This window comes from Pseudomonas sp. FSL W7-0098 (assembly GCF_005930585.1).
GTDB classification, from domain to species: domain Bacteria; phylum Pseudomonadota; class Gammaproteobacteria; order Pseudomonadales; family Pseudomonadaceae; genus Aquipseudomonas; species Aquipseudomonas bubulae.
On the sequence record NZ_RXHW01000004.1, the window covers coordinates 98,406 to 112,092 of the forward strand.

Below are 13,687 nucleotides of genomic sequence, written 5' to 3' on the forward strand. Positions count from 1 at the left end.
ATGAGAACCTCCGTGCCTTTTCCAGCCAGTCATGCTTCACCCCTCAAGCCTTTTACTCCGGCTACGGGTCTGGGCAACCCCCATGTCCAGACGCTATGGGGGCCGTTGTGGCGTACCAAGCCTGCCATTGAACATCGACGTGAACGTATCTGGCTAAAGGATGGCGATTTTCTCGATCTGGACTGGCACGGCACACCCTCAGACCATGCGCCGGTGGTACTGGTGCTGCACGGCCTGACCGGCTCGTCGGGCTCTCACTATGTACTGGGGCTGCAAACCGCCCTCGCCGCACGCGGCTGGACCAGCGCCGCACTGAACTGGCGAGGGTGCTCCGGCGAACCCAATTTACTGGCCCGCAGTTATCACTCAGGGGCCAGCGAAGACCTGGCCGAGGCAGTGGCCCATTTACGTGCCGCACATCCGCTGACCCCCTTGTATGCCGTAGGCTATTCGCTGGGGGGCAATGTGCTGCTCAAGTATCTGGGCGAAAGCGGCAGCGACAGCGGGTTGCAAGGCGCTGTCGCGGTATCGGTGCCGTTCCGGCTTGACCAGTGTGCCGACCGGATCGGTATGGGATTTTCCAGGGTCTATCAAGCTCACTTCATGCGCGAGATGCTGGCTTACGTCAAAGACAAAAAACATCGATTCCAGCTCGATGCCCAACACGAAGGTCTGGCCAGCCTGACCAGGCTTGGCTCGGTCGAAGCCCTGAGCAAAATGCGCACCTTCTGGGAGTTCGATGACCGCGTAACGGCACCTCTTAACGGCTATCTGAATGTCGATGACTACTACCGTCGCGCCTCCAGCCGCTACTTCCTCGGCGCCATCCACACACCGACGCTGATTATCCAGGCCATGGACGATCCGTTCGTGTTCAAGCACAGCATCCCCGACACCAGCGAGCTGTCAGCCTGCACGCAACTGGAGTTGCACACCAGGGGCGGGCATGTCGGATTTCTGGAGGGCTCCCCAAGAAAACCGGGCTATTACCTTGAACGAAGAATTCCGCAATGGCTGGCCGCACTGCGGCTTGAATCTGCGTAATGGACGTAGAACAGGGTGAGTCGATCCGTTTCTGGCAAACACCCCCCCTGACGGGTGTCGAACTGCTGACGGCACGTTATATCGAACATCGCTTTGTGCCCCATGTGCATGATGGTTTTGTGATCGGCATGATCCTCGAAGGCGCCCAGCGCTATCGCTATCGCGGCGCCGAGCATCTGGCTGCCACCGGTACGCTGGTGCTGATCAACCCGGACGAAGTCCATAACGGTCACAAAGGTCATGATGCGGGCTGGCGTTACCGGGCTTTTTACCCGGACAACGTGCAAATTCAGCAGTTGCTGGAAGAACTGGAACTGCCCGCCACCCACTTGCCGACCTTCAATGACACATTGCTGTACGACTGCGACCTGTTTCGCGGGTTATTCCAGCTACATCAATTGCTCGAAGGGCCGGAGACTGCGCTGCAGCAGCAAACCGCATGGCGTCAGATGATGCTTGCCCTGCTCAACCGCCATGCCCGCCTGCCACTACCAGCCAAGCCCGGGGTCGAACACCGCGCTGTAAGCCGTGCCAAGGAAGTACTGCAAGCCCGGCTGGCAGAGCCACCATCACTGGAAGAACTCGCCGCCGCAGTCAATCTGTCGCCATTCCACTTTGCCCGCGTATTTCAGCGCGCCACCGGCATGCCACCGCACACCTGGTTGATGCAACAGCGTATCGCCCATGCCAGAGCCTTGCTGCAACAAGGCTGTTTGCCACTCCAGGTGGCGACGCAACTGGGCTTTGCCGACCAGAGCCACCTGAACCGGCAATTCAAGAAAGTCTATGGTGTTGGCCCCGGTGCATACCGGTTGGCCAGTGTCGGCACCCCTTAAGCCAACTGGCTCAATCGCCAGTAGCAATGCCCCGCGCAGGATCATTGATCCACTCGCTCCACGAACCCGCATAAAGCTTGCCTAGCGGATAACCCGCCAAGCCCAATGCAAAAAGGTTGTGACACGCCGTCACCCCGGAGCCGCAATAGGCAACCAGCTCCTCGGGAGAGCGGCCGGCAAGTTTTTCGGCAAAGCGCTGTTTGAGCTGCGCCGCAGGCAAAAAGCGCCCCGTAGGATCCAGGTTTTCGCTGAAGGCGGCACATTGCGCGCCCGGAATATGCCCGGCGATCGGGTCAATCGGCTCGACCTCACCTCGAAAACGCGGCTGGGCACGGGCATCGATCAAGGTCAGTCCCGGCTTGGTCAGGCGCTTTTGCAATTGTTCGGCGCTCAGCAGCATATGGCTGTCGGGTTTGCCTTCGAAAGTGCCACGCAAGGTCGGTGACGCATCCAGGCTCAGCGGGAAGCCCGCGGCATGCCAGGCCTTGAGACCACCATCAAGGATAAATACACCCTCGCGCTTGCCCAGCCAGGTCAGCAACCACCATGCCCGGGCCGCAAAAGCACCCGGGCCGTCGTCATACAACACCACATCGCTGTCGGCATTAATGCCCCAGGCCTGCAGACGTTCAACCAGAGTACGTGGATCGGGCAATGGATGACGACCGGTCACACCTTTGATTACAGGCCCGCTCAAGTCTCGTTCGAGATCGGCAAATTGCGCGCCGGCAATATGCCCCTCGGCATAACTGCAACGGCCGTAGTCCGGGTCTTCGAGGGCAAAGCGGCAATCCAGGATAACCAGGCCGGGCTGCGCCTGACGTTCATTCAGGGCATGAGGGCTGATCAGTTGCGCAACGGGCATAGTGAACTCCTGTGAGGGGGTGAAATGCAGTTATTGAACGTACAACGCGTGTTCCAGAGGGACGTAGTATTCCTTGATCAACTCATCGATGGCTTCACGTGCCTGGTCGGTAACAAAACCTGATTCCAGCACCAGCAATTGGTACACACCGCGCTTGATGGCCTGCTCGCTGAGCTGGTCACTGTTTTCACGGGTGGCGCATAAAAAACCTACCCATGAGGTGAGAATAATCCATGCATTCAGGCTCAGGGATTCAATTTGCCGGGGGCTCATGCACAAGATTTCGGCCTCGACAAAGCCGGCGTATATGGCCTGGGCCTGTGTGAGGCAGTGCTGGGAAAAACGTCGATAGCGGATGGCCAGTTCCGTGTCGCTGTGCAATAAATGCTCGATATCTCGATACAAAAAACGGTAGCGCCACATGGCATCCAGCAGTTGCTGCAGGTAGTGGTGCTTGTCGGCAACGGTTGGCAAACGCCCTTGGGGTGGGTGCAAAAAGCTCAATACCAGCGCTTCGTACTCGCTGAACAAGACCGCGATAATCGCCTGTTTGTTGGGGAAGTGGTAGTACAGATTACCGGGCGAAATTTCCATATGGGCCGCAATGTGATTAGTGCTCACACTGCGTTCGCCCAACTGGTTGAAAAGCTCCAGGCTGCTGTTGGCGATGCGCTGACTGGTTTTTAGTCGTATGGCCATGGGCTTGCGCTTAAATTAAAAACGAAAGGCATCTTACGGCCTAACCTTGAATCGATAAACAACACGGGGCAGGCCTTCAATTGACAGGTTAGAGCACAAGCTCTAAAAACATAGTGCTCTTCTACGATAAATACCGATAAAAACTGCCTGGAGCCATCATGCCTGTCGACAGCACTCACACTCACGACGCCCCGGTTCAACCGGACGCTCTCCAGTCCCTGCTCGACAAGCAGCGCCAGGCCTATGCCGCTCATCCATTCCCGCCACTTGCGCAGCGCCAGCAATGGCTCAAAAGCCTGCGCCAGCTGTTGAGCCGCGAGCGCGAGGTGCTGATCGATGCCATCAGCCAGGATTTCAGCCATCGCAGCCCGGACGAGACCCTGTTTGCCGAATTGATGCCGTGCTTGCACAGCATTGATTATGCCCTCAAACACCTTAAGCGCTGGATGAAACCTTCCTCACGCAGCGTAGGCATGATGTTCGCGCCCGCCAGTGCCAAAGTGATGTATCAGCCGCTGGGGGTTGTGGGAATTATTGTGCCGTGGAACTACCCGCTGTATCTGGCCATCGGCCCGTTGGTTGGCGCATTGGCTGCCGGCAACCGGGTCATGCTCAAGCTCAGCGAGTTCACCCCGGTCACCGGGCACTGGCTCAAGGATTTGCTGGGGCGGATCTTCCCCGAAGACATGGTTGCGGTGGTACTGGGCGAGGCAGATGTGGCGGTGGCGTTCTCCGGGCTGGCGTTCGATCACTTGCTGTTCACCGGTTCCACCCATGTGGGCAAACGGGTGATGCGTGCAGCTTCTGAAAACCTGACGCCCGTAACACTGGAGCTGGGTGGTAAATCTCCCGCTATCGTGTCGGCCGATGTACCGCTCAAAGACGCTGCCCAGCGCATCGCCTGGGGCAAAACACTCAACGCCGGGCAAACCTGTATCGCTCCGGATTATGTGCTGGTACCCCAGGATCGGGTTGAAGGTTTCGTCGATGCCTACCGCCAGGCCGTTCACAGCTTTTATCCGACCCTCATCGACAACCCGGACTACACCGCAATTATCAATGACCGGCAGCTGGCGCGCCTTGAACGGCTGCAAACCGACGCCACCCTCAAGGGCGCACGGTTGATCCCGCTGTATGAACAGGGCCAGGGGCGGCGCATGCCCCATACGCTGGTGCTGGATGTAAACGACGAGATGCACGTCATGCAGGACGAAATCTTCGGCCCTCTACTACCCGTTGTGCCCTACTCCAATCTGGATCAGGCAATGGCCTACATCAACCGTAGACCCCGCCCTCTGGCACTGTATTACTTCGGCTACAACAAAGCCGAGCAACAGAGGGTTATCCACACCACTCACTCGGGCGGGGTCAGCATCAACGAAACGTTGTTGCATGTGGCTATCGACGACCTGCCTTTTGGCGGCGTCGGGCATTCAGGCATGGGGCATTACCACGGCCACGAAGGTTTCCTGACCTTCAGCAAAGCCAAGGGCGTGCTGTGCAAACAGCGCCTGAACAGCTCGCCGATGATCTATCCGCCTTATGACCGGCAACTGGTACGCATGATCCAGAAGCTGTTTATCCGCTAACGGGCTTTATCGAAAAACTGGCGAGCCTACTGGGCCAACGCCTGAAAAAATCATGAAAAAGCAGTAAATTCGTCGCGTCTATAGTGCTTTCTTCTGCGAATGGCGACTTGGCCGACCGGGAATGCTGCGATACCATCCGACTCCCCAACGGATTCCCGCCAGGACGACGCGATGAACCGAGTGTTGTACCCAGGTACATTCGACCCTATTACCAAGGGCCATGGCGATCTGGTCGAACGCGCTTCGCGCCTGTTTGACCACGTGATCATTGCTGTCGCTGCCAGCACCAAGAAAAACCCGCTATTCCCTCTGGAACAGCGGGTGGAGCTGGCTCGTGAAGTCACCAAACACCTGCCCAATGTTGAGGTGGTCGGTTTCTCGACGCTGCTCGCGCACTTTGCCAAAGAACAGAATGCCAATGTGTTCCTGCGTGGCCTGCGTGCCGTGTCGGACTTCGAATACGAGTTCCAGCTGGCGAACATGAATCGCCAACTGGCCCCCGATGTCGAGAGCCTGTTCCTCACGCCGTCAGAACGTTATTCGTTTATATCCTCGACGTTGGTGCGCGAAATCGCAGCATTAGGCGGTGATATCAACAAATTCGTACACCCGGCCGTGGCTGATGCCCTGACCGAGCGTTTTCGCAAGAAATAACCACTGAAGCGGCGTCCGCGTGCACTGCGGGCGCCAATGCGGCACAATTGGCGCATTCGATTTCAGTTGCCCGGGCCGAGCGCCCCGGCCGGAGTACCCATGTCCCTGATCATCACCGACGATTGCATTAACTGCGACGTCTGCGAACCCGAGTGTCCGAACGCCGCCATTTCCCAGGGTGAAGAGATCTACGTGATCGACCCCAACCTGTGCACCCAGTGCGTTGGCCATTACGATGAGCCGCAATGCCAGCAGGTGTGCCCGGTTGACTGCATCCCGCTGGATGAAGCCCACCCGGAAACCGAAGAACAGCTGATGGAAAAGTACCGGGCAATTACCGGGAAGGCCTGATTCATCGTCTATGCGATGTGTGTGGGAGCGGGCTTGCTCGCGATAGATTCACTGCGATCGACCCGTTCGACCGAGGTGGTTGCATCGCGAGCAAGCCGGCTCCCACAAGAGTTCAGCGCAGGACTGGTGGCTACGTCTGGCAACGCGGGCAAAACACGCTCGCACGCTGACCCAGTTTGACGTCACGCAGTTCCGTGCCGCAAATCTTGCACGGTTCATAACCACGCCCGTATACAAACAGCTCCTGCTGAAAATAACCGGGCTGGCCATCGCCACCAATAAAGTCGCGCAATGTGGTGCCGCCCCGCTCGATAGCGGCCGCCAGAATCCGCTTGATCTCAATCGCCAGCTTCAAATAGCGTGCCCGGGAAATACTCCCGGCAGCGCGACGCGGGTCAATACCTGCGGCAAACAGCGCTTCGGTCGCATAAATATTGCCGACCCCCACCACCACCGCGTTGTCCATGATGAAGGGTTTGACCGCCATCGAACGCTTGCGCGACAGCTGAAACAGCCGCTCACCATCAAACAGGTCGGTCAGCGGCTCCGGCCCCAGGCGCACCAGCAGCTCATGGTTCAGCGGGTCAAGGCTCCAGAGCATCGCCCCGAACCGGCGCGGGTCGGTATAACGCAGGGCCAGCCCGGATTCCAGCTCGATATCCACATGCTCATGCTTGGCCGCAGGTAACCCGGCCTCCACCAGCCGCAGGTTGCCCGACATGCCCAAGTGGCTGATCAATGTCCCAACCTCGGCATTGATCAGCAAATACTTGGCCCGGCGCTCGACCAGCACAATACGCTGCCCCGACAACCGCACATCGAGATCCTCAGGGATCGGCCAGCGCAAACGACGCTCGCGCACAATCACCCGACTGACCCGCTGCCCTTCAAGGTGCGGGGCTATGCCGCGGCGGGTGGTTTCGACTTCAGGTAATTCAGGCATGGGGGCTCCGCACTCTGGAATAGCTGGCGATTCTAGCGGAAATTTCAGCGCCACTGAGCCCGTGATCCGACGCAATGCGGTGAATCAGCCAAGCCTCAGGGTTGCGTCTAAGGCTATAATCGCGCCCTTTTCAATACCCGGAGCGACGTCATGTCCCTGCCAAGCCTGCGCCTTAAAGCCAATGCCGATCGACGCCTGCGCGCCGGCCACCTGTGGGTCTACAGCAACGAAATCGATGTAGCTGCCACACCACTGAACGGTTTTAAGGCCGGCGACCAAGCGGTACTCGAAACCGCCGGCGGCAAGCCGCTGGGCATCGTTGCCATGAGCCCCAACAACCTGATCTGTGCACGCCTGCTGTCGCGCGACATCAAGCTGCCACTGGACAAGTCGCTGCTGGTACACCGCCTGAACGTGGCCCTGTCCCTGCGTGAGCGTCTGTTCGACAAGCCTTACTACCGCCTGGTCTACGGCGACTCCGATTTGTTGCCGGGCCTGGTGGTTGACCGTTTCGGCGACATTCTGGTGGTTCAACTGGCCTCGGCCACAATGGAACACCACAAAGAAGACGTGATCGCAGCCCTGGTGCAAGTCATCAAGCCAAGCGGCATCCTGTTCAAGAACGACTCGGCTGCCCGTGATGCCGAAGGCCTTGAACGCTATGTTGAAACCGTCTTCGGCCTGGTACCGGAGTGGGTTGCCCTGGAAGAAAACGGCGTGAAGTTCGAAGCACCGGTGATCGCCGGGCAAAAAACCGGCTGGTTCTATGACCACCGCATGAACCGTGCGCGTCTGGCCCCGTACGTCAAAGGTAAACGCGTACTGGATCTGTACAGCTACATCGGCGGCTGGGGTATTCAAGCCGGTGCGTTTGGCGCCAGCGAAGTGTTCTGCGTTGACGCCTCGTCCTTCGCCCTTGACGGTGTTGAGCGCAACGCTGCGCTGAACGGCTTTGCCGAGAAAGTCACCTGCATGGAAGGCGACGTGTTTGAAGCTCTCAAGGAGCTTAAAGCCAACGAAGAGCGTTTCGACGTGATCGTGGCCGACCCACCGGCGTTCATCAAACGCAAAAAAGACCTGAAAAATGGCGAAGGCGCTTACCGCCGCCTGAACGAGCAAGCCATGCGCCTGCTCAACAAGGACGGCATTCTGGTCAGCGCATCGTGCTCGATGCACCTGCCCGAAGACGACCTGCAAAACATCCTGCTGACCAGCGCCCGCCATCTGGACCGCAACATGCAGCTGCTGGAGCGCGGCGGCCAGGGCCCGGACCACCCGGTGCACCCGGCCATCCCGGAAACACGCTACATCAAGAGCATCACCTGCCGTTTGCTGCCTAACAGCTAAGACGCACATCACCTCGTAGTAGCTGCCGAAGGAACGAGGCTGCGTTCGATTGCGAAGCAATCGTAAAACCTGAACTCCCGGTCTGTTAGTTAAACCGCGGGCTCAGGTTTTACGACGGCTGCGCCGCCGAACGCAGCCTTCGTTCCTCGGCAGCTGCTACGGGGGGCTCAAGGCTTGCGAAGCTTCTCCAGCTTCGGCGTCAGCTCAACCTCGCCAATCTGCAACGATTGATAAGTCGGCTTCACCACCTTCACATTGCCCTGGCGGATCTTCTCGATCAGCTCCAGCGCACTCTCATCCCCCAGGTAAGTGCCGGCTCGCCGCCATTTGCCCTGAGCATCACGCTTGAAGAAGTGCAACGGTTCGGACCACTTGTTCTTGGGTAATTGCAGGACCTCCGGCTGCCCGTCCTGATCCAGATCCACGGCCCACAGGGCGCAACCTGGCGCCAGGCACAACTGCCCGTCAAACCCCTTGTCCTCAAACTGCTCACTGCCCTCGACCTTGGGCCCGATCCATTCCAGCAACCGCTCCGACCCTCTGGGGCCATTGCCCGAACCTGCTTCCTTGAGGCGTTTCAGCAAGACTTGCCGCTGCGGCCCGGTCAGTACCAGCCCTTGCTCGACTTGCACCAACAACGCGTCATACGCCTGCTTGCCCTGAGGCCCCAGACGATTGCGCAAGGTATCTGCATCAAAGGTATCCACCGCAGTCTTGCCGCTGAGCAAGCGCTGCACCTGATTGTTCGCACTCAACTTGAGCGGGCTGAACCACGGCGTATGCAACCCCAGCAGCACCACCACGCACAGCAGCGCAATTAGCGGATTGCTGGCGCGCAAGCTGCCCAGCCAGACGGCCCTTGAAGCAAACACGGCCCAAACCGCCGCCAGGCTGTGAACAAAAATAACCAGCACCAGCACCATGGCGAGGATCCGTGACGGGGTCAGGCCGTACTGCTCGATACGCAGCCAGGTCGAATACCCTGCCAACACCACCAGCACCGGTAAACACAGCAGGCACAGGTCGATCACCCGCACCAGCCAGACCGGGTACCCGCTGCCCTGGGTGCCATCCTGAAACACGCCATTGAGCAAAAACAAACTGACCGCCACCAGCCACAGCATGATCGGCGTCGAATAACCGGTATCCCAGATCGGCTCCAGCCCGGTAAAGGGCAAAGCGAAGGTGAACACAATGACAATCAACGCACTCAACGGCAGCAAAAAGCGGCATAGCGCCAGCAGAATCCCGCGCAGCAGCCCGATCACCCGGTCCTTTTCACGCCCCATATGAACGCCCAGGGCAAACACCATCGCCGAACTGACATACATAAACCCGTCAGTTGAGAACAGCTTGTTGAGCGCCACGATGCCGAGCATCTTGAACAGCCCGCCCCACAACAGCAGCAATGCCCAGAACACGCCATTCAACAGCAACCCCAGAAGCACGATAAACACCGTGTCCCAAGCATGGCGAAACAGGTCCTGGTAGCGTGGGTAGCGCCCTTCACGGGTCGGCCAGCTCAGAATAAAAACCGTACACACATAGGTAACGACTACGGCAAAGAAGGTCCAGCTGCCCACCAGCCAACTGCCTGAGCGCCAATACTCATCGCCGTCCCAAAATACCCAGGCACTGATTGACGTCATGACTGCCGTGAGTCCGAGCACCCGCCATACCGTGCCACGCTGGCGGATATTCTCATCCAGCAGCAACAGGTTGATGCCACCCACCAGCACTGCCGTCATCAGGCCATAACGGACTCCCGGCTCGTCTATGGCGGTGCTCAGCCACAGCAACAGCCCTTGCACCAGGCCGATGACCAGATACGTTTTGACAGATCGCTCAAGCGTCAGCATTTGGAACCCTCACTACAAAACCAATCGCACACTATTACTTGATTGCCGTTAAATGGTCGTGCCACTTATTAAAAATAGTTCTTTCCCACACAAAAGCAGGCCAGGCCTTACTAGAGCTGATTGCCTCATGCAGTATCCCAAGTCGCTCATTTGTACCCTGGCGCAACCCTCGGGCCCATTCCCTCCCGCCGCCAGCCGTGTAGAATCGACGCATTCATCGCCAATCATCCCCGGCGGGTTTATGAGCTCAAGCCCAGACGCGCGGCGATCCCGCAGCGTTTACGGCAACTCGCGGATACGTGGTCATTTTCTGTGTGATCCGCCTGTCATTAGAAGCTCACTTCCCTGTTTGTTACCTGATTAGCCGCCCGGAGTTGCTCCATGCCTGACTATCGTTCGAAAACCTCCACCCATGGCCGCAACATGGCCGGTGCCCGCGCTTTGTGGCGCGCCACGGGGATGAAAGATGCCGACTTTAAAAAGCCGATCATCGCCATTGCCAACTCCTTCACCCAGTTCGTACCCGGCCACGTCCACCTCAAGGACATGGGCCAGCTGGTAGCCCGCGAGATCGAGCGCGCAGGCGGCGTTGCCAAAGAATTCAACACCATTGCCGTCGACGACGGCATCGCCATGGGCCATGACGGCATGCTGTACTCGCTGCCTAGCCGCGAGATCATCGCCGACTCCGTGGAATACATGGTCAACGCCCACTGCGCCGACGCCATTGTGTGCATCTCCAACTGCGACAAGATCACCCCTGGCATGCTGATGGCCTCCTTGCGCCTCAACATCCCGGTGATTTTCGTTTCTGGCGGGCCGATGGAAGCAGGCAAGACCAAGCTCGCCAGCCACGGTCTGGATCTGGTAGACGCCATGGTGATCGCCGCCGACTCCAGCGCTTCTGACGAGAAGGTTGCCGAGTACGAGCGCAGCGCTTGCCCGACGTGCGGTTCGTGCTCCGGCATGTTCACTGCCAACTCTATGAACTGCCTGACCGAAGCCCTGGGCCTGGCCTTGCCGGGCAACGGCTCGGCACTGGCTACCCACAGCGACCGCGAACAATTGTTCCTGCAAGCCGGCCGCACCATCGTTGATCTGTGCCGCCAGTACTACGTCGAGAACGACGAGTCGGTATTGCCGCGCAATATCGCCAACTTCAAGGCGTTCGAAAACGCCATGACGCTGGACATCGCCATGGGCGGTTCGACCAACACCATCCTGCACTTGCTGGCTGCGGCCCAAGAAGCCGAAATCGACTTCGACCTTAAAGACATCGACCGCCTTTCACGTCATGTGCCGCAGCTGTGCAAAGTGGCGCCGAACATTCAGAAGTACCATATGGAAGACGTGCACCGCGCCGGTGGTATTTTTTCCATCCTTGGCTCGTTGGCCCGCGGCGGCCTGCTGCACACCGATTTGCCGACCGTACACAGCAAGACCATGGCCGAAGGCATCGCCAAATGGGACATCACCCAGACTGACGACGAAGCCGTGCACACGTTCTTCCGTGCAGGCCCGGCCGGTATTCCGACGCAGACTGCATTCAGCCAGTCGACCCGCTGGGACACCCTCGACGACGATCGTGAAAACGGCTGCATCCGCAGTGTCGAGCATGCCTACTCGCAAGAAGGCGGCCTGGCCGTGCTGTACGGCAACATCGCTCTGGATGGTTGCGTGGTTAAAACCGCGGGCGTCGACGAGTCGATCCACGTGTTCGAAGGCAACGCCAAGATCTTTGAAAGCCAGGACAGCGCCGTGCGCGGCATTCTGGCGGACGAAGTACAGGCCGGCGACATCGTGATCATCCGTTACGAAGGCCCTAAAGGCGGCCCGGGCATGCAAGAGATGCTCTACCCGACCTCGTACCTGAAATCCAAATGCCTGGGCAAAGCCTGTGCGCTGCTCACCGACGGTCGTTTCTCGGGCGGTACTTCGGGCCTGTCCATCGGTCATGCTTCACCGGAAGCAGCCGCTGGTGGCGCGATTGGCCTGGTGCAGGACGGCGACAAAGTGCTGATCGACATCCCGAACCGTTCGATCAACCTGTTGATCAGCGACGAAGAGATGGCAGCCCGTCGTGCCGAGCAAGACAAGAAAGGCTGGAAGCCGGTGGAAGTGCGTCCGCGCAAAGTCACCACGGCCCTCAAGGCCTACGCGTTGCTGGCCACCAGCGCCGACAAGGGCGCGGTGCGTGATAAAGCGCTGTTGGACAAATTGGTGCCATAAGCCAATACGTTGAACAAAAATCCCGGCCATGTGCCGGGATTTTTGGTTCATACACCAACTCTGTAGCAGTTGCCGTAGGAACGAGGCTGCGTTCGGCGGCAAAGCCGTCGTGAAATCAGACACTTCGGTACATCAGAAATATTGAAGACTCAGGTTTTACGACGACTACGTCGCCGAACGCAGCCTTCGTCCCTCGGCAGCTGCTACGTCACTACTGGATCTGGTCCGGCTTGACGATTACCCAGTTTTTATCCGCCGTTACCGGCAACCCCTCTTTGGCTTGCGCCGCCGCATTCTTGGCCATCATGCCTTCCAGTTGCGCCATGTATTTGTCTTTGCGGTTGATCCACAAGTGCACCCCGCCCTTGGCCACGTCCACGCCGTGAAATAGCATGTAGCCATCACTGGACGGCGTGTCGCCGCCCACCAGCACCGGCTTTTTCCACTGGTCGATATAGGTCAGGATCGCCGCCTGCTTGCCCGCCATCCATGTCGCCGGAGTCCACAGATAAGGGGTCAACTCCAGCCCCAGGTTGGCTTTCTCGTTGTATGTACCGGCGCTGATCTGTTTGCGGGCAGTGGTCAGCTCACCAGTTTTGCGGTCCTTGAGCAGCGTACTCACGCCAATCACGTTTTGCGGTTTGACGTTGTAACCGTACTTGGGATCGGCCGCGACCATGCGCACCAGCTCTTCCGAAGCCGCGGTCATGACATAGACCTCAATGCCGTTTTCCATCAGTTTGTTGAACAGTTCGACCTGTCCGGTAAACACCTTGGGCGGCTGAACCTCGGAGGTCTTGACCACATCCCCCTCGAAGTAAGTCACTGGCACCGGTTTGCCCGAGGCCATCAGCTCATCCACGTAACCCTTGAGCTGTTGCAGGGTAAAGCCGGAAAACACCTGGGCCACCCACGGGTAACACACCATGTCGTCCACTTCGCACAAGCGATAGTAGTAACTGAACAGGCTTTCTTTATGTTCGGCAGTGTCTTTGAACGGGATCAGTTTGAGCGACGGGTCGAGACTGTCACGGGTGATCAGGCCCTTGTTTTCCATAAACGGCAGCAGCGCTTCTTCCAGATCGTTGCGGTAGCTGGTGTTATCCATGTCAAAGACCGCGAAATTACCCTTGTTCGCGTTGGCCGCAATCATGGCGTCCAGTTGCCTGGCCTGATCGGCGGGCCAGTGTTTGAGTTCTGTGGCCAACACCTGGCCCGCAAGCCCCATACACAGAGTTAACGCTGTCAGCTTGGCGGTCAGGTTCATCAGC

12 protein-coding genes are annotated in these 13,687 nt (G+C 58.5%); 7 read left to right on the forward strand and 5 right to left on the reverse strand.

What is annotated here, in order from left to right; all coding sequences use genetic code 11:
• Both FHL07_RS08555 and FHL07_RS08560 read left to right on the forward strand, forming a co-directional pair.
• Positions 1-1,044: a hydrolase gene (locus FHL07_RS08555; RefSeq protein ID WP_094999791.1), complete on the forward strand. Its 1,044-nt coding sequence runs from the start codon at positions 1-3 to the stop codon at positions 1,042-1,044.
• On the forward strand, positions 1,044-1,880 hold the full coding sequence (locus FHL07_RS08560; RefSeq protein ID WP_095020485.1) for an AraC family transcriptional regulator: 837 nt from the start codon (positions 1,044-1,046) through the stop codon (positions 1,878-1,880). The genes FHL07_RS08555 and FHL07_RS08560 overlap by 1 nt, the downstream gene beginning before the upstream one ends.
• A gap of 10 nt (positions 1,881-1,890) precedes the next feature.
• Here FHL07_RS08560 and FHL07_RS08565 read toward each other — a convergent pair whose 3' ends face one another.
• The gene (locus FHL07_RS08565; RefSeq protein WP_095017833.1) at positions 1,891-2,745 is read right to left on the reverse strand and encodes a sulfurtransferase; all 855 of its coding nucleotides are present in this window, start codon (positions 2,743-2,745) and stop codon (positions 1,891-1,893) included.
• Between the two features lie 30 nt (positions 2,746-2,775).
• Positions 2,776-3,444, reverse strand: coding sequence for a TetR/AcrR family transcriptional regulator (locus FHL07_RS08570; RefSeq protein WP_094999788.1), 669 nt, complete (start codon positions 3,442-3,444; stop codon positions 2,776-2,778).
• Between the two features lie 158 nt (positions 3,445-3,602).
• Between FHL07_RS08570 and FHL07_RS08575 the strand changes: the two genes are divergently transcribed.
• The 3 genes from FHL07_RS08575 to FHL07_RS08585 all read left to right on the forward strand — a co-directional run bounded on the left by FHL07_RS08575 (position 3,603) and on the right by FHL07_RS08585 (position 6,038).
• Positions 3,603-5,033 carry a coniferyl aldehyde dehydrogenase gene (locus tag FHL07_RS08575; protein ID WP_138738377.1) on the forward strand — a complete coding sequence of 477 codons (1,431 nt, stop codon included), beginning with the start codon at positions 3,603-3,605 and terminating at the stop codon, positions 5,031-5,033.
• Positions 5,034-5,204: 171 nt separating this feature from the next.
• The gene (gene coaD / locus FHL07_RS08580; protein ID WP_004419754.1) at positions 5,205-5,687 is read left to right on the forward strand and encodes a pantetheine-phosphate adenylyltransferase; all 483 of its coding nucleotides are present in this window, start codon (positions 5,205-5,207) and stop codon (positions 5,685-5,687) included.
• Positions 5,688-5,786: 99 nt separating this feature from the next.
• On the forward strand, positions 5,787-6,038 hold the full coding sequence (locus FHL07_RS08585) for a YfhL family 4Fe-4S dicluster ferredoxin (RefSeq protein WP_016782613.1): 252 nt from the start codon (positions 5,787-5,789) through the stop codon (positions 6,036-6,038).
• A 130-nt stretch (positions 6,039-6,168) separates the two neighbouring features.
• On the opposite strand, the gene mutM is transcribed toward FHL07_RS08585, so the two are convergent.
• A complete protein-coding gene (gene mutM, locus FHL07_RS08590) occupies positions 6,169-6,981 on the reverse strand; it encodes a bifunctional DNA-formamidopyrimidine glycosylase/DNA-(apurinic or apyrimidinic site) lyase (RefSeq protein ID WP_095017834.1) in 813 nt (270 codons plus the stop codon).
• A gap of 150 nt (positions 6,982-7,131) precedes the next feature.
• On the opposite strand from mutM, the gene FHL07_RS08595 reads away from it, so the two are divergent.
• Positions 7,132-8,328, forward strand: a complete 1,197-nt coding sequence (locus FHL07_RS08595) for a class I SAM-dependent rRNA methyltransferase (protein WP_094999786.1) — start codon at positions 7,132-7,134, stop codon at positions 8,326-8,328.
• 167 nt (positions 8,329-8,495) lie between these two features.
• Here the strand turns inward: FHL07_RS08595 and FHL07_RS08600 are convergent, their stop codons facing one another.
• Positions 8,496-10,187: a DUF4153 domain-containing protein gene (locus FHL07_RS08600; RefSeq protein ID WP_094999785.1), complete on the reverse strand. Its 1,692-nt coding sequence runs from the start codon at positions 10,185-10,187 to the stop codon at positions 8,496-8,498.
• 381 nt (positions 10,188-10,568) lie between these two features.
• On the opposite strand from FHL07_RS08600, the gene ilvD reads away from it, so the two are divergent.
• Positions 10,569-12,416: a dihydroxy-acid dehydratase gene (gene ilvD, locus FHL07_RS08605; RefSeq protein ID WP_138738378.1), complete on the forward strand. Its 1,848-nt coding sequence runs from the start codon at positions 10,569-10,571 to the stop codon at positions 12,414-12,416.
• Positions 12,417-12,627: 211 nt separating this feature from the next.
• On the opposite strand, the gene FHL07_RS08610 is transcribed toward ilvD, so the two are convergent.
• Positions 12,628-13,683 (reverse strand): phosphorylcholine phosphatase, encoded by a 1,056-nt coding sequence (locus FHL07_RS08610; protein WP_095017836.1) that lies wholly within the window; start codon positions 13,681-13,683, stop codon positions 12,628-12,630.
• Positions 13,684-13,687: the final 4 nt, after the last annotated feature.

Bases quoted from the DNA above. Each gene is read 5' to 3' on its own strand.
- FHL07_RS08555 (WP_094999791.1), top strand. From the start codon at position 1: ATGAGAACCTCCGTGCCTTTTCCAGCCAGTCATGCTTCACCCCTCAAG.
- FHL07_RS08560 (WP_095020485.1), top strand. From the start codon at position 1,044: ATGGACGTAGAACAGGGTGAGTCGATCCGTTTCTGGCAAACACCCCCC.
- FHL07_RS08575 (WP_138738377.1), top strand. From the start codon at position 3,603: ATGCCTGTCGACAGCACTCACACTCACGACGCCCCGGTTCAACCGGAC.
- FHL07_RS08565 (WP_095017833.1), bottom strand. From the start codon at position 2,745: ATGCCCGTTGCGCAACTGATCAGCCCTCATGCCCTGAATGAACGTCAG.
- mutM (WP_095017834.1), bottom strand. From the start codon at position 6,981: ATGCCTGAATTACCTGAAGTCGAAACCACCCGCCGCGGCATAGCCCCG.
- FHL07_RS08570 (WP_094999788.1), bottom strand. From the start codon at position 3,444: ATGGCCATACGACTAAAAACCAGTCAGCGCATCGCCAACAGCAGCCTG.
- FHL07_RS08585 (WP_016782613.1), top strand. From the start codon at position 5,787: ATGTCCCTGATCATCACCGACGATTGCATTAACTGCGACGTCTGCGAA.
- FHL07_RS08600 (WP_094999785.1), bottom strand. From the start codon at position 10,187: ATGCTGACGCTTGAGCGATCTGTCAAAACGTATCTGGTCATCGGCCTG.
- FHL07_RS08595 (WP_094999786.1), top strand. From the start codon at position 7,132: ATGTCCCTGCCAAGCCTGCGCCTTAAAGCCAATGCCGATCGACGCCTG.
- coaD (WP_004419754.1), top strand. From the start codon at position 5,205: ATGAACCGAGTGTTGTACCCAGGTACATTCGACCCTATTACCAAGGGC.
- ilvD (WP_138738378.1), top strand. From the start codon at position 10,569: ATGCCTGACTATCGTTCGAAAACCTCCACCCATGGCCGCAACATGGCC.
- FHL07_RS08610 (WP_095017836.1), bottom strand. From the start codon at position 13,683: ATGAACCTGACCGCCAAGCTGACAGCGTTAACTCTGTGTATGGGGCTT.